The organism is Microbacterium sp. 4NA327F11, from assembly GCF_005503465.1.
Lineage (GTDB): Bacteria > Actinomycetota > Actinomycetes > Actinomycetales > Microbacteriaceae > Microbacterium > Microbacterium ginsengisoli.
In genome coordinates, this window is the sequence record NZ_SCOB01000008.1 from 1 (window position 1) to 18602 (window position 18602).

Consider the following 18602-nt stretch of genomic DNA (forward strand, 5'->3'; position numbering starts at 1 on the left):
GTGCCCACCCGCCCGCGCTCCGCCGCACCGGCGGCTGCGCCCGCCGCGACCACGGAGCCCTGGGGGCGTGTGGAAGAGGACGGCACCGTGTCGGTGCGCGAGTCCGCCGGATGGCGCATCGTCGGCCAGTACCCCGACGGGTCCACCGACGAGGCCCTCGCCTACTTCGAGCGCAAGTACGCCGATCTCGCGGGCGAGGTGGTGCTCCTCGAGGCGCGTCACCGCCGCGGAGGCGCGGGCGCCGCCGACCTGAGCTCCGCCGCCGCCGCCGTGCGCGAGCGCGTCGTGGGCGCGGCCGCGGTCGGCGACCTCGAAGGACTCGCCGCGCGACTCGACGCTCTCGTGGCCGCGCTGAGCGCCGCCACCGAGGTCGAGGCGCAGCAGGCCAAGGAGGCCGTCGACGAGGCGATCGCCGAGCGCACCGCGATCGTGGAGAAGGCAGAGGCTCTCGCCGCCCGCGACCCGCAGAGCGTGCAGTGGAAGCAGACCACGGCCGACATCGCCACGCTCTTCGACCAGTGGCAGAACCACCAGCAGAACGGTCCTCGTCTCCCCCGCGCCATCTCTCAGAAGCTCTGGGGCCGCTTCCGTGACGCGCGCGCGACGATTGACCGTCACCGTCGCGCCTACTTCGCCGACCTCGACGAGACCCACAAGTCGGCGCGCGACAGCAAGTCGCGTCTGGTCGAGCGGGCCGAGGCCCTCGCCCCGCGCGGCGAGGACGGCATCGCCGCCTACCGCACCCTCCTCGACGAGTGGAAGAGCGCGGGCCGCGCGGGCAAGAAGATCGACGACGCCCTGTGGGCCCGGTTCAAGGCCGCCGGTGACGTGCTCTACGGCGCCCGTTCCGACCGCGATCGCGTCGAGGCCGAGGAGTCGAAGGAGCGCATCGAGCTCAAGCGGGCGCTGCTCACCGAGGCCGCCGCGGTTCCGGGCGAGAAGGACCTTGCCGCCGCGCGGCAGTTGCTCACCGGTCTCCAGCGTCGCTGGGACGAGATCGGCCGCATCTTCCCCCGTGACAAGGAGCGCCAGCTCGACGACGAACTTCGTCGCATCGAGCAGGGCGTGCGCGACCGCGAGCAGACGCACTGGCGTGAGAACAACCCCGAGACGAAGGCGCGTGCGAACGACATGACGCGTCAGCTCGAGGATGCCATCGCGAAGCTCGAGGACGACCTCGCCGCGGCGAAGGCGACCGGCGACAGCCGCAAGGTCAAGGCGGCGACCGAGGCGCTCGAGGCGCGTCGCGGCTGGCTGCGCGCCATCGGCGGCTGACGCCTTCTCCACAGCTTCGACCCTCCGGTCCGGCGAGCGGATGCCGCGTGCGGCACCATGGCTCGCATGGGATCACCGTTCGTGTACGTCGCAGGTGACCGCTTGTCGGTCGCGGAGTTGAGTGCGGCGCGCATCGACGGCGACCTCGTCGAGGTCGGCGATGCGTTCATGCCCGCCGACGCCATCGAGACCCCCGCGATCCGGGCGGCCTCCCTCGCCCAGCTTGTGCCGGCCAACACCGCGCTCGTCGGTCGCAGCGCCGCCTGGGTGCACGGAGCGTTGCTCCCGCTGCCCGAGCGTCAGAGCGTGCAGCGCGCGGTCGCGCACCGCATCGGCCAGCCCGTCGACCGGCGCCTCGTGTACAGCGATCAGGGTCTCCCCGCCGACGCCGTCGAGCTCTGCGGCGGCGTGGCGGTGACATCCGCCGTGTACACCACGACCGACCTCGCCCGTGCGGGCGACGACGTCGCGGTGCGCGCGCTGTGCGACGCCCATCCCGCACCGGCTGTGCGGGTAAGTGACGCCTACGCTCTGCTGCAGGCGGCGGGCCCGCTGCACCACAAGCGCCGCGGCCTCGCGATGCTGGAGGCTCTGATCGACGAGCTCAGGACGACGTGACGCGGTAGACGTCGTAGACCGCGTCGATGCGACGCACCGCGTTGAGCACGCGGTCGAGGTGCACGGTGTCGCCCATCTCGAACACGAACCGGCTGAGCGCGAGGCGGTCGTCGGTGGTCGACACCGTCGCCGACAGGATGTTGACGTGGTGCTCGCTGAGCACGCGGGTCACGTCGCTGAGCAGTCCCGATCGGTCGAGGGCCTCGACCTGGATCTGCACCAGGAACACGCTCTTCGTGGTCGGCGCCCACTCGACGTCGATGAGCCGCTCCGGGTTGTCCATGAGCGCCTTCACGTTCGTGCAGTCGGTGCGGTGCACGGAGACGCCGCTGCCGCGCGTCACGAACCCGACGATCTCGTCGCCCGGGACCGGGGTGCAGCACTTCGCGAGTTTCACGAGGATGTCGGGAGCGCCGCGCACGAGGACGCCCGAGTCACCGTCACGCGGCGCGCGGCTGCGGCCGACGTGGGGCAGCTCGATGGCCCCCGTGGAGGTGTCCCCCTCCGCGACGAGCGCGGTGACCTTCTCGATGACCGATTGGGTGGAGACGTGCCCTTCGCCGACGGCGGCGTACAGGGCGGAGACGTCTTCGTACTTCAGCTGGTGCGCGACCTGGGAGAAGGAGTCCTGGTTCATCAGGCGTTGCAGGGGCAGGTTCTGCCGCCGCATCGCGCGGGCGATCGACTCCTTGCCCTGTTCGATCGCCTCTTCGCGGCGCTCCTTCGTGAACCAGCCGCGGATCTTGTTGCGCGCGCGGGTGCTCTTGACGAACGTGAGCCAGTCCTGGCTCGGGCTCGCATCCGGGTTCTTCGAGGTGAACACCTCGACGACGTCGCCCGAGTTCAGTTCGCTCTCGAGCGGTACGAGACGCCCGTTGACCTTCGCCCCCATCGTGCGATGGCCGATTTCGGTGTGCACCGCATAGGCGAAGTCGACCGGAGTCGCGCCGGACGGGAGCCCGATCACGCGTCCCTTCGGCGTGAAGACGTAGACCTCCTTGGCGCCGATCTCGAACCTCAACGACTCGAGGAACTCGCCGGGGTCAGCGGTCTCGGCCTGCCAGTCGGAGATGTGGGCGAGCCACGCCATGTCGGTGTCGACGGTGCGGTCGTCGGTGCGACTGCCCGACATCCGCTCCTTGTACTTCCAGTGCGCCGCGACGCCGTACTCGGCCTGCTGGTGCATCTCGTTCGTACGGATCTGGATCTCGACCGTACGACCGCCCGGGCCGATCACCGTGGTGTGCAGCGACTGGTACAGGTTGAACTTCGGCGTCGCGATGTAGTCCTTGAAGCGGCCGGGTAGTGGCGTCCAGCGGGCGTGGATCGAGCCCAGCACGGCGTAGCAGTCGCGCACGGTCGCGACGATCACGCGGATGCCGATCAGGTCGTAGATGTCGTCGAACTCCCGACCGCGCACCACCATCTTCTGATACACGGAGTACAGCTGCTTCGGACGACCCATGACGCGCCCGCGGATGCGCAGCTCGCGCAGATCCGCATCGACGGAGTCGATCACACTGTGCACGTACTGCTCGCGCTGGGGCGTACGCTGCTTGACCAGACTCTCGATCTCGGCGTAGAGCTTGGGGTGCAGTACGGCGAACGAGAGGTCCTCGAGCTCCGACTTGATCGCCTGGATGCCGAGGCGGTGCGCGAGCGGAGCGTAGATCTCGAGAGTCTCGCGCGCCTTCTTCTGCGCCTTCTCGGGCGGCACGAAACCCCACGTGCGCGCGTTGTGGAGCCGGTCGGCGAGCTTGATGAGGAGCACGCGGATGTCTCGCGACATCGCGACGATCATCTTGCGGACCGTCTCGGCCTGCGCGCTCTCGCCGTACTTGACCTTGTCGAGCTTCGTGACGCCGTCGACGAGCATCGCGACCTCGTCGCCGAACTCCGCCGTCAACTGGTCGAGGCTGTAGTCCGTGTCCTCGACGGTGTCGTGCAGCAGGGCCGCAGCGATCGCCTTCGGTCCGAGACCGAGATCGGCGAGCACCTGAGCGACCGCGAGCGGGTGCGTGATGTAGGGCTCACCGCTCTGGCGCTTCTGGTCGCGGTGCGCGCGCTCCGCGACGGTGTATGCGCGCTCGATGACAGCGAGGTCGCCGCGCGGATGATGCGTGCGGACCGTGCGCACGAGCTGGTCGACATCGTCGCGCCGGTGCGCGCGGGAGAAGATCCGAGGCACGAGCCGCCGCAGCGAAGAGGCCTGGGGCGCGGCCGGAACGGTCTCGGTCACTCGCGTCTCACCGCCCTTCGCCGGATCGGATCATCCTACGCCCGCTGCCGAGATGGACGGCCGCTCAGGCGGCGACCGCTGCCTTGCTGCGAGAGGCGCGCACGCGGGCGTCGCGCGCCTTGACCTTCGGCTCGTTCTCACGGAACAGCGAGTACAGCGGCGCCGCCACGAAGATCGTCGAGTAGGCAGCCACGATCGTTCCGACGAAGATCGACAGCGAGATGTCGGTGAGCGTCTGTGCACCCAGCCAGAACGCGCCGATGAACAGGATCGCACCGGTCGGGAGCACCGCGACGATGGTCGTGTTGATCGAACGGATGAGGGTCTGGTTGACCGCCAGGTTCACCGACTCGCCGAACAGGCGACCGGCCGCCTCACCGCCTTCGCGCGTGTTCTCCCGGATCTTGTCGAACACGACTGTCGTGTCGTAGAGCGAGTACGCCAGGATCGTGAGGAATCCGATCACCGCGGCGGGCGAGATCGCGAAGCCGCAGACCGCGTAGATGCCGATCGTGATCACCAGCACGTCCACCACGCCGATGACGGCCGCGGCCGACATCTTCCACGTGCGGAAGTAGAGCGCGAGGATGAGGAACGTCAGCGCGAGGAAGATCGCGAGTCCCCAGAGCGACTGGCGCGTGACATCCGCGCCCCACGCCGGACCGATGAACGAGTCGGTGACGTCGGTCTGCGGCACGTCGAACGCCGTGGCGAGCGCCTGGCTGACCTGCTGGGTCTGCTCGGGCGTCATCTGGTTCGTCTCGACCTGAACCGAGGTGCCCCCGACCGTGGTGACGCTCGAGACCGAGCCGGGGACGACACCGTTGACGGCGTTCGTCGCGGTGAGCTGATCGGGGTTCGTCAGACCGCTCACGGTGAACTGCGAGCCGCCGGTGAACTCGATCGAGAAGTGGATCGGGCGCACGAGGGGAACGAGCACCGACGCGATCACGAGCACCGCCGCGATGATGAACCACACACGACGACGGCCGACGAAGGGGAAGGACGTCTTGCCGGTGTAGAGGTCGTTTCCGAGCTGATTCATGGAGCGCATCAGTCGTCTCCCTCCTTGGTCGCGGTCGTGGTCCCGCCGCCGAGTTCGGCCGCGCGCTTTCGCTCGGCGATCGTCTGCCGGCGCTCCGCCTCCTTGCGCGACTTCGCCGAACGCCCGGCGGTCGCCGCTGCCGGGGCGCGGAACTGGGCGCGGCCGCGGTAGACGGCGCCGAGCGCCTCGGGGTCGAGACCCGAGAGCGGGTGCCCCGAGCCGAAGAACCGGGTGCGTGCCAGCAGCTGCATGACAGGGTGCGTGAACAGGATGAAGATGAGCACGTCGATCGCGGTCGTGATGCCGAGCGTGAACGCGAAGCCCTTCACCGTCGCATCCGCGAGGATGTAGAGCACGACGGCCGCGAGCACGTTGATCGACTTCGAGATGTAGATCGTGCGCTTCGCCCGGCCCCAGCCGTCCTCGACGGCGGAGGTGATCGACTTGCCGTCGCGCAGCTCGTCTCGGATGCGCTCGAAGTACACGATGAACGAGTCGGCGGTGAAGCCGATCGTCACGATCAGACCGGCGACACCGGCGAGAGACAGGCGGAAGCCCATGCGCCACGCCAGGATGCAGAGCACCGCGTACGTGATGACCGCCATCACCGCGAGGGACGCGATGATCACCGAGCCGAGAGCCCGGTAGACGATGAGCGAGTAGATCGCGACGAGCGCCAGACCGATGAGTCCCGTGATCAGACCGATCATGAGCTGCTGTGAGCCGAGGGTCGCGGAGATGGTGTCGGAGCTCTGCACCGAGAAGCTCAGCGGCAGCGCACCGAACTTGAGCTGGTCGGCGAGCGTGGTCGCGCTCTCCTGCGTGAACGAGCCCGAGATCTGCGGTTTGCCGTCGGTGATCACGGCGTTCATGCTGGGGGCGGAGAGAACGGATCCGTCCAGCACGAAGGCGAACTGGTTGAGCGGCGCCGTCTGGCTGTAGAGGCGCTTGCTGATGTCGCCGAAGGTCTGGGTTCCCTCGCCGTTGAACACGAGGTTCACGACCCACTGGCCGTTCTGCGTGTTCAGGCCGGCACTGGCGTCGGTGATGGCGGAGCCGTCGAGCTCGACGGGTCCGAGGATGTACTTCGCGGTGTTGGTCGAGTCGCAGGTGACGAGCGGCTTGTCTTTGGGCGCGTTCGCGGGGTCGTTCGTCGTCGCGGAGCAGTTGTAGGCCTGATACTCCGCCTGCAGCGCCGGGGTGATCCACGAGGTGTCACTGCCGCTCGTCGGCGACGCGGTCGGGGTGGACTGCAGGGTGGGCGCCGGCGTCGGGTAGGGCGTCTGGTTCCCGTCCTGTCCGGTGAAGCTGCCGGTGACGTCGGCCGACGTGTACAGCACGGCCCGCAGCTGCAGCTGGGCCGAGGCCTCAATGCGCTGTCGCGTCTGCTCGTCCGCCGTTCCGGGGATCTGCACGACGATGTTGCGGCCGCCCTCTGTCGAGACGGATGCCTCGGACACACCCGACGCGTCGATGCGCTGGCGGATGATCGACACCGCCTGGTTCATCTGCGTGTCGGTGGGTGCCGCGCCGTCGACGGTCTGCGCCTGCAGGATGATCTGCGTGCCGCCCTGGAGGTCGAGCGCGAGCTGCGGGGCCCACGACGACTTCTGGAACACGTAGACGCCGAGGGCGTTGATGCCGAACAGCACGGCGATCACGGCCAGCAGGCCGATGAGGGCACGCCAGGCGTGCTTGACGGGGGTGGATGTCGCCACTGATCAGGTCTTTCGGAAGGGGTGCGCGGGCACCGTGTCAGGCGTCGGTGCCGTTCTTCTTCTCGTCGTCGGCGTCGGCGGCCTTCTTCTGGTCGTCGCTGATCGAGGAGATCTCGCCGCTGGCGACGCCGGCCTCGTACTCGTCGTGGGTGGCCTCGGCCTCGAGGTACTCGTCCTCGGTGACGACCTCGTCGATCGGGTCGACGACGCGAAGGATCGCCTGGCTGTGCACCTCGATCTCGACGCCGGGGGCGATCGAGACCACGGCCGGCTGGTCAAGGTTGTCGGAGTCGAAGGTCACGATGGTGCCGTACAGGCCTCCCTGCAGCAGCACCTTGGCGCCGGGGACGGTCTGACGCGCGCGGGCCTCGACCTCGGCCTTCTGCTTCTGCATGCGGCGTCGGGAGCTCCAGAACATGAAGACCAGGAGCAGGACGAGCAGGATGAGCAGGCCGTAGTTGCTGAAGAACGTGCCGAAGTCCATGCGGGCGCGGAGCCTTTCAGATGAGGCGCACTCAGGATGGGCGCCGTAGGGAGAGGGCGGCGAAAGCCTTCAGCGATTATAGGTCATCCATATCGAGCGTTCCGGTCGCATGTGCCGGGGCCACACCGAGATGGGCATACGCCTCGGGCGTGGCGACGCGCCCGCGGGGCGTGCGACCCATGAGTCCGATGCGCACGAGGTAGGGCTCGACGACCGACTCGATCGTGTCGGCCTCCTCTCCGACCGTCACCGAGAGGGTGCCGAGGCCGACGGGCCCGCCGCCGAACCGGCGGATCAGAATGTCGAGCACCGCCCTGTCGAGCCGATCGAGACCGATCGGGTCGACGTCGTAGAGCTCGAGCGCGGCGCCGACGGCCGCGACATCCGTGCCCGCGCCCCCGTGTACGAGCAGGTAGTCACGTACGCGGCGCAGCAGTCGGTTCGCGATGCGGGGTGTCCCCCGGGAGCGGCGGGCGATCTCGGCGCGCGCGCGGGCGGACAGTTCGACCCCGAGCACGATTGCCGAGCGCTCGACGACGCGTTCGAGCTCGGCGGGGTCGTAGTACTCCAGATGGGCGGTGAAGCCGAACCGGTCGCGCAGTGGGTTCGGCAGCATGCCGGAGCGCGTCGTCGCGCCCACGAGCGTGAAGGGGGCGAGATCGAGCGGGATCGAGGTGGCGCCGGCGCCCTTGCCCACCATGATGTCGATGCGGAAGTCCTCCATCGCGAGATACAGCATCTCCTCCGCCGAACGGGCCATCCGGTGGATCTCGTCGATGAACAGGACCTCCCCCGGCTGCAGGCTCGACAGCAGCGCCGCGAGGTCCCCCGCGTGCTGGATTGCAGGGCCGCTCGAGAGCCTCAGGGGACGCCCGCTCTCGTGCGCGACGATCATCGCGAGGGTGGTCTTACCGAGCCCCGGGGGGCCGGCGAGCAGGATGTGATCGGCGGGCCGCTCCTGGATGCGAGCGGCATCGAGCAGCAGCTGCAACTGCCCGCGCACCTTGGGCTGCCCGATGAACTCGGCGAGCGACGTCGGGCGCAGTGCGCCCTCGATGGCGAGCTCGCTCTCATCGACCGCCTGCGGGTTCACCTCATCCACGCACATGCTCCCCTCGCGCGGGCCCGAGTTCGGCGAGGGCGAGCCGGAGCAAGGCGGGAACGCTGCGTTCGGTCGCGGGCGCGCTCTCGATGACGGATGTCGCGGTCTCCTGTGCGACCCGGTCGTTCCAGCCGAGACCGTTCAGGGCCGCGGTGAGCTGGGTGAGCAGCGCGGCGTCTCCCCCGTCCGCCGGAGAGGTCGAGGCAGCCGGCGGCGGGGCGAGGCGCCCGGCGAGCTGCACGACGATGAGCTTCGCCGTCTTCGGGCCGATCCCGGAGACGCGCCGGAACGGCGCGTCGTCCTCGGCGGCGACGGCGGCGGCGATCTGGTCGATCGACAGGTGCGAGAGCACGCCGAGGGCCGACTTCGGGCCGACGCCGGAGACGCCGAGGAGCGCCAGGAACACGACGAGCTCGGCGCGCTCGGTGAACCCGACGAGCTGCATCGCGTCTTCGCGCACGACGAGATGCGTGTGCAGCAGCACCTCGGCGCCGGGAGTCAGGCTGTGGGCGACGGGCTGCGTCACGGCAACGGCGTAGCCGACGCCGCCGGTCTCGACGACGACGGTGTCGCCGTCGACGTACAGCACGGAGCCGCGCACGGAAGCGATCATGGCTCCACCCTACGAGACGGTTCGCAGATATGTTCGAGCGACACGCTAGCGGCGGGCGCGGCGCTCGGCGTCGGCCCAGGCGCGCTGCGCCGGCGTCACGGCGGATGCCCCGGGGGCGGCGGGGCCGCGACGCCAGGCGTGGCAGAGCGCGAGGGCCAGGGCGTCCGCGGCATCCGGCGGCTGCGGGGGTGCGTCGAGGCGCAGCAGGCGCGCGATCATCGCCTGCACCTGCGCCTTGTCGGCTGAGCCGTAGCCGGTGACGGCGGCCTTCACCTCGGACGGCGTGTGGGTCGCGGCCTCGAGGCCGAACTCGGCGGCGACGAGCAGCGCGATGCCGCTCGCCTGTGCCGTGCCCATGACGCTGTGCCGGTTGTGCTGGGCGAAGACGCGCTCGACGGCGACCACGTGGGGCTGGTGGGCGGCAACGACCTCGCGGATGCCGTCGGCGATGAGGCGCAGGCGCCGCTCGATCGCGAGGTCGGGTGAGGAGCGCACGACCCCGACGTGTACGAGGCGCGCAGAGCGGTCGGGAGCGACATCCACCACGCCCACGCCGCAGCGGGTGAGGCCGGGGTCGATGCCCAGCACGCGCAGCGAAGGGGTGGTCACTCCCCCACGCTAACGATCGCGGGTCGCGGCGCTCGAGCGGCGCGCCCCGCGTGCGATCACTCGTCCTCTTCGAGCTCGGCCTGCACCTCGGCGGTGAGGTCGAAGTTCGAGTAGACGTTCTGCACGTCGTCGCTGTCCTCGAGGGCGTCGATGAGGCGGAACACCTTGCGGGCGGTCTCGGCGTCGATCTCGACCTTGAGGGTCGGGACGAACTCGACGTCGGCCGACTCGTACTCGATGCCGGCGTCGACGAGCGCGCTGCGGACGGCCACGACATCGGATGCCTCGGTGATGACCTCGAAGCCCTGGGCGTGGGGCTCGATCTCCTCGGCGCCCGCCTCGAGGGCCGCGAGCATGACGTCATCCTCGGTCGTGCCCTCCTCAGAGACGACGATGACGCCCTTACGGGAGAAGTTGTAGGCGACCGAACCGGGGTCCGCGAGGGTGCCGCCGTTGCGGCTGAGTGCCGTGCGCACCTCGGCCGCGGCGCGGTTCTTGTTGTCGGTCAGACACTCGATCATGAGGGCGACGCCGTTGGGACCGTAGCCCTCGTACATGATCGACGAGTACTCGACCGACTCGCCGCCGATGCCGGCGCCGCGCTTGATCGCGCGGTCGATGTTGTCCTTGGGCACCGAGGTCTTCTTGGCCTTGAGCACTGCGTCGAAGAGGGTCGGGTTTCCCTGCAGGTCGGCACCGCCGAGCTTGGCTGCGACCTCGATGTTCTTGATGAGCTTCGCCCACGACTTCGCGCGGCGGGCGTCGACGACCGCCTTCTTGTGCTTGGTCGTGGCCCATTTGGAGTGTCCGGACATAGGTTCCAGTTTACGGGCGTGCGGCGAGGATCTTCACGAGGGTGCGGAGATTGCGCGTCGTGGTGCGCTCCCGCCAGGTGCGACGCGCGACCGCCTTCGCGAAGGGGGTGTCGGTCGAACGTCCCTTGGGTGGGTTCCAGTACACGACGGCGCCGTCGCGGGCGACCGGATCGAGGTCGTCGTCGCGGGGCTCGTCGATGAGGGATGCCGCGGTCTGCGCGGTGTCGCAGAAGATCACCCAGGGCTGCCGCGCGGTGTCGTCGGCCGCGAACGGGAACCCGCCGATCGCCTCTTCGACGGCCTCCCGGGCAACGAGCAGCAGGTGCGCGTCGTAGTCGTAGCGGCGTCCGAGCGCCGCCTCGAGCCTCGCGCGGAGAGCCGCGGCATCCGCTCGCTCGGTCGGGTGGTCGAACACGACGTTGCCGCTCGCGAGCACCGGCACGACGTCAGTGCCCCCGATGCCCGTCACGATCTCGCGCAGCTCGGCGTTGCGCACGGTCGCGCCGCCGACGTTGACCCCGCGCAGCAGGGCGATCCAGCTCGTCATGCCGCGAGACTACGCGGCGGGGACGACATCGAACGGATGCCGCGGCTCACGCCGCTGCGACGGCGTCGAGCAGCAGGCGGTGGAACCTCAGCTCCCCCGTGACCTCGGGGTGGAACGACGTGCCGAGCAGGGGGCCCTGCCTCACGGCGACGACCCGCCCGTCGGAGAGGTGGGCGAGCGGTTCGGCCCGGGCGCCGACCTGTTCGATGAGCGGTGCGCGGATGAACGCGGCGTGCACAGGCGGTGCGCCGAGGGAGGGCACGTCGAGGTCGGTCTCGAACGAGTCCACCTGGCTGCCGAACGCGTTGCGGCGCACCGTCACGTCGAGGCCGCCGAAGGTCTGCTGCCCGGCGATGCCGTCGACGATGCGCTCGGCGAGCAGGATGAGGCCGGCACAGGTGCCGTACACCGGGAGCCCTCCGGCGATCGCCTCGCGCAGGGGGTCGCGCAGCTCGAAGGCGCGGGCGAGCTTGTCGATGACGCTCGACTCGCCGCCCGGGATCACGAGCCCCTGCACGGCGGCGAGGTCGTCGGGGCGCCGCACCCTGGCGACATCCGCCCCGAGCGCCGCCAGGGCGACGGCGTGCTCGCGCACGTCGCCCTGGAGCGCGAGTACCCCGATGCGCGGGCTGGTCACCAGCCGCGCTCGGCGAGGCGGTGCGGTGCGGCCAGGTCGGTGACATTGATGCCGACCATCGCTTCGCCGAGTCCGCGCGAGACCTCGGCGATGACGGCCGGGTCGTCGTAGAACGTGGTCGCCTTCACGATGGCGGCGGCGCGCTCGGCCGGGTTGCCGCTCTTGAAGATGCCGGAGCCGACGAACACGCCGTCGGCACCGAGCTGCATCATCATGGCCGCATCGGCGGGGGTGGCGACCCCGCCGGCGGTGAAGAGCACGACCGGGAGCGTGCCGGTCTCGGCGATCTCGGCGACCAGCTCGTAGGGCGCCTGGAGCTCCTTCGCGGCGACGTAGAGCTCGTCCTTGGTGAGAGAGCGCAGCACGTTGATCTCGCTCGTGATCTTGCGGATGTGCTTGGTCGCCTCGGACACATCGCCCGTGCCGGCTTCGCCCTTGGAGCGGATCATGGCCGCGCCCTCGTTGATGCGACGCAATGCCTCGCCGAGGTTGGTGGCGCCGCAGACGAAGGGCACCGTGAACTTCCACTTGTCGATGTGGTTGACGTAGTCGGCGGGCGAGAGCACCTCGGACTCGTCGATGTAGTCGACGCCGAGCTGCTGCAGCACCTGCGCTTCGACGAAGTGCCCGATGCGCGCCTTCGCCATGACCGGGATGGAGACCGACGCGATGATGTCGTCGATGAGGTCGGGATCGCTCATGCGGGCGACGCCGCCCTGGGCGCGGATGTCGGCGGGCACCCGCTCGAGCGCCATCACGGCGACGGCGCCGGCGTCCTCGGCGATGCGCGCCTGCTCGGCGGTGACGACGTCCATGATGACGCCGCCCTTGAGCATCTCGGCGAGGCCGCGCTTGACGCGGTCGGAACCGATGGTGGGAGTGGTCACGGTCTGCTCCTTCGGGCGTCCGGATGACGCCATGTTTTGGCCTAGGCCGAAATGTAACACGACTGGCGCTTAGGCTTGCTGCGAGGGGGTCACACATGACGACCGGCATCACGGGCACCACCGCGACCGAGATCGCGGACAGCGTGCGCACGCTCGTCGAGCGAGGCGATCGTGTCCCCGGCGCGCTGCTGCCGCCCGTGCGCACCCTCGCCGACACGCTCGGCGTGAACCGCAACACCGTCGTCGCCGCCTACCGGCAGCTCGCTCTGGCGGGGGTCGTGGTCTCGCGGGGGCGCGCCGGAACCCGCATCGCCGCGCGCACCCGCATCGCGCAGGAGGGCTACGCCGCCGACACCGTGCTGCGCGACATCGGCACGGGCAACCCCGACCCGCGACTCATCCCCGACCCGACCGAGGCCCTCCGACGCGTCGGCGGACACCCCGTGCTCTACGGCGAGCCGGTCATCGACCGTGCGCTCGAGACGTGGGCGCGGGACTGGATGACCGAGGCGCTGCCGGAGGCGCGCGACATCCGCCTCACGATCACCGGAGGCGCGTCCGACGCGATCGACCGCCTGCTCTCGCAGACCCTCGCCCGCGACGACGCCGTGGCGCTCGAGGACCCGTGCTTCCTGTCGAGCCTGAACATCGTGCGCCTCGGCGGCTACCGGGCCGTGCCCGTCCCGGTCGACGAGGAGGGCATGACTGTCGCCGGACTCCGGGCCGCGCTCGCCGCGGGCGTGCGGGCGGTCGTGCACACCCCCCGCGCGCAGAACCCCACCGGCGCGAGTCTCAGCGCCGCGCGCGCGGCGCAGCTGCGGGAGGTGCTCGCCGAGCACCCCTACGTGCTCATCATTGAGGACGACCACTTCTCCCTGCTCTCCACCCGCTCGTTCCACTCGCTCATCTCCCCCGCCCACGAGCGCTGGGCCCTCATCCGCTCGGTCTCGAAGTTCCTCGGGCCCGACATGGGGCTGGCCATCACAGCCGCAGACCCGCACACCGCCGAACGCCTCGCCCTGCGGCTGAGCCCCGGCACCACCTGGGTCAGTCACCTGCTGCAGCGCCTCGCGCACGCCCTCCTCATCGACCCGGCGGTGCGCGCGCAGATCGACGCGGCCGGCGCGCATTACGCCTCGCGCAACGCCGCCTTCATCGCCCGGCTCGCCGACCGCGGCATCGTCGTGCCGCCCTCCGACGGACTCAACGTGTGGGTGACGACGGATGCCGCGGCCCGCCCCGTCGCCGAAGGGCTCATGCGTCGCGGGTGGCTCGCCCGGCCGGGCGACGAGTTCGAGCTGGCCGGCGGGGGTGCGGCATCCGCTCTTCGTCTCACGGTGCACGAGCTTGACGATGCCGATCAGGAGCGCCTCGCGGACGACGTCGCCGCGGCGGTCGTCGCGGCGCGCGCCGCGGATGCGAGGATCGACGGATGAAGATCCTCTCGATCCAGTCGGCCGTGGCCCACGGGCACGTCGGCAACTCGGCCGCCGTGTTCCCGCTGCAGCGCATCGGTGTCGAGGTGCTGCCGGTGTACACGGTGACCTTCTCGAACCACACCGGGTATGGCTCCTGGCGGGGGCCGCTCATCGCCCCGAGCGACGTGCACGAGGTGATCCTCGGCATCGAGGAGCGCGGGGTCTTCCCCGAGATCGACGTAGTGCTGTCGGGCTATCAGGGCAGCGAGGGCATCGCCGATGTCATCCTCGACGCGGTCGCGCGGGTCAAGGCCGCGAACCCCGACGCCATCTACACCTGCGACCCGGTGATGGGAAACGCCGTGTCGGGATGCTTCGTGGCCCCCGCAATCCCGGATCTGCTGCGCGACCGGGTCGTGCCCGCCGCCGACCTCGTCACCCCCAACCAGTTCGAGCTGGGATTCCTCACGGGCACCTCCCCCGACACGATCGCCTCGACGCTCGAAGCGGCCGACCTCGTGCGGGCCTCCGGCCCCGAGACCGTGCTCGTCACGAGCGTCGCCCGCCCCGACCGCCCGGAGGGCACGATCGAGATGCTCGTCGTGAACGGGGACGGCGCCTGGCTCGTGCAGACGCCCATGATCGGCATGAAGGCGAACGGGTCGGGCGATGTGACGGCGGCCCTGTTCACCGCGCATTACCGCGCGACCGGCGATGCGCAGGCCGCGCTCGCGCGCACCACGTCGAGCGTCTTCGATCTGCTGCAGCGCACGCACGACGCGGGATCTCGGGAGCTGCTGCTCGTCGAGTCGCAGGAGGCGTACGCCCACCCCCGTCTGCAGTTCGACGTCGCGCGCGTGCGGTGAGCCTCGGCATCCATCACATTCGGTGATGGCCGCGATCGTTTTCCGATTCTTGTGGCGCCGGGGCGCCGGATCGACGATGAATCCGGCCGCCGCACCCGACGGGCGGCCGGAAGGCAGGTGCCGACATGCGCGCCCTCACCCTCGCCGCCTCCGGCGGCATCGTGCTCACCGAGATCGACGAGCCATCGGCTGATGCGACGCCGGCGACGCTCGTCGCGGCGGCGGTGAACCCCGTCGACCGGGTGATCGCCACCGGGACCATGCCCTTCCGCCCGCTCGCACCCGGCGCCGTCGCCGGCCTCTCCGGCGTGGTGCAGGATGCCGCGGGCGGGCTTCTCTACGTGAGCGCGCCGCCCGCGCCGTTCGGCACGTTCGCCGACGTCGTGCCGCTGCGCGGTACCGAGAGCGTGCCGGTGCCCGACGGGCTCGACCCGGTGACGGCGGCGGCGATCGGGGTGCCGGGGATCGCCGCGTGGCTCGCGCTGCACCGTGCCGCCCAGACGCAGCCCGGGGAGACCGTGCTCGTGCTCGGCGGAACGGGATCGGCGGGCACCCTCGCCGTCGCCGCGGCCGTCGACCTCGGGGCGACGGTGCTCGCGACCGCCCGCACCGACGCCGGGCTCGACGCGATCGCCGCGCGAGGTGCCCGGGGGGTGCTCGCGGCCGACGCCGACGCCCTCGACGCGCAGCTCGCCGCCGCGGGCGGCATCGACGTCGTCATCGACCTCACCTGGGGCATGCCGCTCGCGGTCGCCGTTCGACACCTCGCCACGGGCGCGCGCATCGCGCAGGTCGGCAACTCGGCCGGCGCCGAGGCGAGCATCCTGGCCCCCGCGTTCCGCAACCGCGGCGCGCGCATCATCGGGCACTCCAACTTCCTCGCGTCGGCCGCCGAGCGCGAGATCGCCTACACGGCCGTCGCCGACCTGGTGCTGCGCACCGGCCCGCGTCCCGCCGCTCCCACGCGCCCGCTCGCCGAGGGCGTGGACGCCCTGGCGCAGGCGGGCGCCGTCGTGCTCGTCCCCTGACCCGCGGCATCCGCACCGCCCCGGCCGGGGCGGCGTTCGCCGCGCCATCCCCATCCACCGATTGCCGAGGAGGCACATCATGTCCGCACCCGCACGTCGCCACGTGCAGCCCGAGGAGGTCACCGACCTCAGCGCCGGGTTCCTGACCCGGGAGATGACCCCCGGGGTCTTCATGATCACGAACGGCAACTACCAGACGATCTTCTTCACCACCGGCGAGGGGGTCGTGCTGCTCGATGCTCCCGAACCGCTCGTCGACCACATCCGCACCGCGATCGCCGACGTCACCGACGAGCCGATCCGCACGCTCATCTACTCGCACGGGCACTCGGATCACATCGGTGGCTCGTACCTGCTCGCCGACGGCGTGGAGATCATCGCCGAGGCCGGCACCGCGCGGTTCCTCGCCGAGAAGGCGGACCCCGCCCGCCCGGCGCCGACCGTCGTGTACGAGGGTGCCCTCTCGCTCACCCGCGGCACCCGCCGCATCGAGCTGTTCCGCGACGGGTTCCACTCCGCCGACGGCGACACGGTGCTGTTCCTCCCCGACGAGAAGGTCATGGTCGCCATCGACCTGCTCGCGCGCGGGTGGGTGCCGCTGCTCGACTTCGACATCACCGAGAACATGTTCGCCTACCTGGGCGCGTTCGACCGGTTCCTCGAGTACGACTTCGAGCACTTCCTGTCGGGGCACACCGCCGATGTCGCGCGCCGGAGTGATGTGGAGCTGACCCGTCGCTACGTGCTCGACGTGTACGCCACCGTCAAGCGCCTGCACGACGAGATCAACACACCCGAACTGCTGGCCGAGCACCGCGACAGCGAGCAGGCCGGCATCAAGTTCATCATCGAGGAGGTCACCCGCCGCGCCGCCGCCGAGCTCGCCGAGCGGTGGGCCGACGGCCCGATGAAGGGCGTCGAGCTGTGGACCGAGAGCCACGCGCGCGCGATGGTGCTCTACGTGCGCTGGACGGACTGAGGTGGCCGACATGAGCGTCACCTTCGACTTCTCCGACAAGGTCGCCGTCGTCACGGGCGGCTCCAGCGGGATCGGCGCCGCCGTCGCCCGCGCACTCGGTCGCGCCGGTGCGGCTGTGGTGATCGGCTCCCGGGATGCGGCGGGCCAGCACGTCGTCGACGACATCGTCGCGGCCGGGGGCCGGGCGACCCACGCGGTCGCCGACGTCTCGGACGACGCCGCGGTCGCCGTTCTCGTGCAGACCGCCGTGGACACCTACGGCGGCCTCGACATCGCGGTCAACAACGCGGGGTCACTCCCGCCGACGGGGACTCTCGCCGAGCAGACCGTGACGGACTGGCAGCACACGCTCGCGGTCGACCTCTCCGGGGTGTTCTTCTCGCTCCGTCACGAGATCCCGGCGCTGCTCGCCCGGGGCGGCGGCTCGATCGTCAACATCGCCTCGGTGGCCGGAGTCATCGCCGACCCGGGGATGTCCCCCTATGCGGCGGCCAAGCACGGCGTCGTCGGCCTGACGCGCGCGGCTGCGCTCGACTACGCCCGCGAGGGTGTGCGGGTGAACGCGGTCGCGCCGGGCCTCGTGCGCACGCCGATGATCGACGGATGGCTCGCGGACCCCGCCATGCGCGAGACCGTGCTGTCGTACTCGCCCCAGGGGCGGGTGTCGGAGCCGGAGGAGATCGCGAACCTCGTGCTCTTCCTCGCCTCCGATGCGTCGCCCTTCATCAACGGCAGCGTGTACACGATCGACGGCGGCCAGACGGCCCACTGATCGCCGGAGGCGAGAGGATGGACGCGTGCAGCTGCGTCAGTTGGAGTACTTCCTCGCGGTCGCCGATGCCGAGAGCATCAGTGCGGCGGCCGAGCGGCTGCACGTCGTCCAGTCCGGCGTCTCGAGCGCGATCCGCTCGTTGGAGCGCGAGCTCGGGTCACCGCTGTTCGATCGCGGCCCGCGCGGGGTGCGGCTGAACGCGGCCGGGCACGCGCTGGTGCCGCTCGCGCGACAGACCCTCGCCGACGCCGCGCAGGCCGCGGCCGCAGTCGACGAGGTGCGGCGCGGGTTGCGCGGCATCGTGACGATCGGCGCCCTGCCGGTTCTCGGACTCATCGACCTCACATCGGCGATCGCCGAGTTCCGCGGTCGCCACCCGCACGTGAGCGTGCGGCTCGTGGTCGCGGGCTCCCACGAGCTGGTGCGCGCGATCGATCACGGCGAGGTCGACTTCGCCCTCCTCTCCCCCGTCGGCGCGACGCCCGACGAGGTGCGGCTCGAGCCGGTCGCCTCGGCATCGTTCGTCGCGTTGTCCCCGCTCGGCGACGCCTCGGGGGCGGATGTCGCCACTCTTCCCGAGCTCGCGGCGTCGCCGTTCATCGACGCCCCGCGCGGGTTCGGCACCCGCGACCTCATCGACGAGGTGTTCGCCCGGGCGGGCCTGCGGCGCGACATCGGCGTGGAGGCACCGGATGCCGCGGCGATCCCCGTGCTCGTCGCGAAGGGCGCGGGGGTCGCGATCGTCCCCGACTTCGTCGCAGGGCTCGGAGACGTGGGCGATGCCCTCGCGGTGCGACCGCTCGACCCGCCCCTGCCCGCGTGGACGCTCTTCCTCGGCACAGCCGTGCACACGACGCCGTCGCGCGCGGCCGCGGCGTTCATGGCGATGCTGCGCGCCGTCTGCCGCGGCGGGTGAGGCGCGGCATCCGCTCTCTCGAGGGACAGGGGAC

19 protein-coding genes are annotated in these 18602 nt (G+C 70.7%); 8 read left to right on the top strand and 11 right to left on the bottom strand.

The features are described 5' to 3' along the window. Both FFS51_RS06730 and FFS51_RS06735 read left to right on the top strand, forming a co-directional pair. Positions 1-1275 (top strand): DUF349 domain-containing protein, encoded by a 1275-nt coding sequence (locus FFS51_RS06730; RefSeq protein WP_137877856.1) that lies wholly within the window; start codon positions 1-3, stop codon positions 1273-1275. Positions 1276-1341: 66 nt separating this feature from the next. After that, positions 1342-1893 (top strand): SAM-dependent methyltransferase, encoded by a 552-nt coding sequence (locus FFS51_RS06735; RefSeq protein WP_137877857.1) that lies wholly within the window; start codon positions 1342-1344, stop codon positions 1891-1893. Here FFS51_RS06735 and FFS51_RS06740 read toward each other — a convergent pair. The 11 genes from FFS51_RS06740 to pdxS all read right to left on the bottom strand — a co-directional run bounded on the left by FFS51_RS06740 (position 1880) and on the right by pdxS (position 12589). Further along, complete coding sequence (locus tag FFS51_RS06740; protein WP_045248074.1) at positions 1880-4132, bottom strand: RelA/SpoT family protein; 2253 nt, start codon at positions 4130-4132, stop codon at positions 1880-1882. The two genes, FFS51_RS06735 and FFS51_RS06740, sit on opposite strands and share 14 nt — an antisense overlap. 64 nt (positions 4133-4196) lie before the next feature. Then, entirely contained in the window at positions 4197-5186 is a 990-nt protein-coding gene (secF, locus tag FFS51_RS06745) for a protein translocase subunit SecF (protein ID WP_137877858.1), read from the bottom strand. Next, on the bottom strand, positions 5186-6895 hold the full coding sequence (secD, locus tag FFS51_RS06750; RefSeq protein ID WP_045248072.1) for a protein translocase subunit SecD: 1710 nt from the start codon (positions 6893-6895) through the stop codon (positions 5186-5188). Before secD ends, secF begins: the two co-directional genes overlap by 1 nt. A 37-nt stretch (positions 6896-6932) precedes the next feature. Next, positions 6933-7379 (bottom strand): preprotein translocase subunit YajC, encoded by a 447-nt coding sequence (locus FFS51_RS06755; RefSeq protein WP_056208943.1) that lies wholly within the window; start codon positions 7377-7379, stop codon positions 6933-6935. Between the two features lie 76 nt (positions 7380-7455). Further along, positions 7456-8487 (bottom strand): Holliday junction branch migration DNA helicase RuvB, encoded by a 1032-nt coding sequence (gene ruvB, locus FFS51_RS06760; RefSeq protein WP_137877859.1) that lies wholly within the window; start codon positions 8485-8487, stop codon positions 7456-7458. Beyond that, entirely contained in the window at positions 8474-9094 is a 621-nt protein-coding gene (gene ruvA / locus FFS51_RS06765; protein ID WP_137877860.1) for a Holliday junction branch migration protein RuvA, read from the bottom strand. Before ruvA ends, ruvB begins: the two co-directional genes overlap by 14 nt. A 45-nt stretch (positions 9095-9139) precedes the next feature. Next, positions 9140-9703 carry a crossover junction endodeoxyribonuclease RuvC gene (gene ruvC / locus FFS51_RS06770; protein WP_249352677.1) on the bottom strand — a complete coding sequence of 188 codons (564 nt, stop codon included), beginning with the start codon at positions 9701-9703 and terminating at the stop codon, positions 9140-9142. 56 nt (positions 9704-9759) lie between these two features. Next, positions 9760-10518 carry a YebC/PmpR family DNA-binding transcriptional regulator gene (locus tag FFS51_RS06775; RefSeq protein WP_056208936.1) on the bottom strand — a complete coding sequence of 253 codons (759 nt, stop codon included), beginning with the start codon at positions 10516-10518 and terminating at the stop codon, positions 9760-9762. A 10-nt stretch (positions 10519-10528) separates the two neighbouring features. Beyond that, positions 10529-11065 carry a DUF1697 domain-containing protein gene (locus tag FFS51_RS06780; RefSeq protein WP_137877861.1) on the bottom strand — a complete coding sequence of 179 codons (537 nt, stop codon included), beginning with the start codon at positions 11063-11065 and terminating at the stop codon, positions 10529-10531. A 46-nt stretch (positions 11066-11111) separates the two neighbouring features. Further along, positions 11112-11705, bottom strand: coding sequence for a pyridoxal 5'-phosphate synthase glutaminase subunit PdxT (gene pdxT, locus FFS51_RS14820; RefSeq protein WP_212742791.1), 594 nt, complete (start codon positions 11703-11705; stop codon positions 11112-11114). Further along, entirely contained in the window at positions 11699-12589 is an 891-nt protein-coding gene (pdxS, locus tag FFS51_RS14825) for a pyridoxal 5'-phosphate synthase lyase subunit PdxS (RefSeq protein WP_045248064.1), read from the bottom strand. Before pdxS ends, pdxT begins: the two co-directional genes overlap by 7 nt. A gap of 95 nt (positions 12590-12684) precedes the next feature. On the opposite strand from pdxS, the gene FFS51_RS06795 reads away from it, so the two are divergent. The 6 genes from FFS51_RS06795 (at position 12685) to FFS51_RS06820 (ending at position 18568) form a co-directional block, all read left to right on the top strand. Then, a complete protein-coding gene (locus tag FFS51_RS06795) occupies positions 12685-14025 on the top strand; it encodes an aminotransferase class I/II-fold pyridoxal phosphate-dependent enzyme (protein ID WP_137877863.1) in 1341 nt (446 codons plus the stop codon). After that, complete coding sequence (gene pdxY, locus FFS51_RS06800; RefSeq protein WP_137877864.1) at positions 14022-14873, top strand: pyridoxal kinase PdxY; 852 nt, start codon at positions 14022-14024, stop codon at positions 14871-14873. The genes FFS51_RS06795 and pdxY overlap by 4 nt, the downstream gene beginning before the upstream one ends. A 125-nt stretch (positions 14874-14998) precedes the next feature. After that, the gene (locus tag FFS51_RS06805) at positions 14999-15901 is read left to right on the top strand and encodes a quinone oxidoreductase family protein (RefSeq protein WP_137877865.1); all 903 of its coding nucleotides are present in this window, start codon (positions 14999-15001) and stop codon (positions 15899-15901) included. Between the two features lie 79 nt (positions 15902-15980). Continuing rightward, complete coding sequence (locus tag FFS51_RS06810; protein WP_056518575.1) at positions 15981-16880, top strand: MBL fold metallo-hydrolase; 900 nt, start codon at positions 15981-15983, stop codon at positions 16878-16880. Positions 16881-16890: 10 nt separating this feature from the next. Beyond that, complete coding sequence (locus FFS51_RS06815) at positions 16891-17652, top strand: SDR family NAD(P)-dependent oxidoreductase (RefSeq protein ID WP_137877866.1); 762 nt, start codon at positions 16891-16893, stop codon at positions 17650-17652. Between the two features lie 25 nt (positions 17653-17677). Further along, positions 17678-18568 (top strand): LysR family transcriptional regulator, encoded by an 891-nt coding sequence (locus tag FFS51_RS06820; protein ID WP_171006127.1) that lies wholly within the window; start codon positions 17678-17680, stop codon positions 18566-18568. Positions 18569-18602: the final 34 nt, after the last annotated feature.

Excerpts from the sequence above, each read along its gene's own strand:
- FFS51_RS06815 (WP_137877866.1), top strand. The coding sequence starts at position 16,891 with ATGAGCGTCACCTTCGACTTCTCCGACAAGGTCGCCGTCGTCACGGGC.
- ruvA (WP_137877860.1), bottom strand. The coding sequence starts at position 9,094 with ATGATCGCTTCCGTGCGCGGCTCCGTGCTGTACGTCGACGGCGACACC.
- FFS51_RS06755 (WP_056208943.1), bottom strand. The coding sequence starts at position 7,379 with ATGGACTTCGGCACGTTCTTCAGCAACTACGGCCTGCTCATCCTGCTC.
- FFS51_RS06805 (WP_137877865.1), top strand. The coding sequence starts at position 14,999 with ATGCGCGCCCTCACCCTCGCCGCCTCCGGCGGCATCGTGCTCACCGAG.
- FFS51_RS06810 (WP_056518575.1), top strand. The coding sequence starts at position 15,981 with ATGTCCGCACCCGCACGTCGCCACGTGCAGCCCGAGGAGGTCACCGAC.
- FFS51_RS06775 (WP_056208936.1), bottom strand. The coding sequence starts at position 10,518 with ATGTCCGGACACTCCAAATGGGCCACGACCAAGCACAAGAAGGCGGTC.
- ruvB (WP_137877859.1), bottom strand. The coding sequence starts at position 8,487 with ATGTGCGTGGATGAGGTGAACCCGCAGGCGGTCGATGAGAGCGAGCTC.
- FFS51_RS06735 (WP_137877857.1), top strand. The coding sequence starts at position 1,342 with ATGGGATCACCGTTCGTGTACGTCGCAGGTGACCGCTTGTCGGTCGCG.
- pdxY (WP_137877864.1), top strand. The coding sequence starts at position 14,022 with ATGAAGATCCTCTCGATCCAGTCGGCCGTGGCCCACGGGCACGTCGGC.
- secF (WP_137877858.1), bottom strand. The coding sequence starts at position 5,186 with ATGCGCTCCATGAATCAGCTCGGAAACGACCTCTACACCGGCAAGACG.
- FFS51_RS06780 (WP_137877861.1), bottom strand. The coding sequence starts at position 11,065 with ATGACGAGCTGGATCGCCCTGCTGCGCGGGGTCAACGTCGGCGGCGCG.
- FFS51_RS06795 (WP_137877863.1), top strand. The coding sequence starts at position 12,685 with ATGACGACCGGCATCACGGGCACCACCGCGACCGAGATCGCGGACAGC.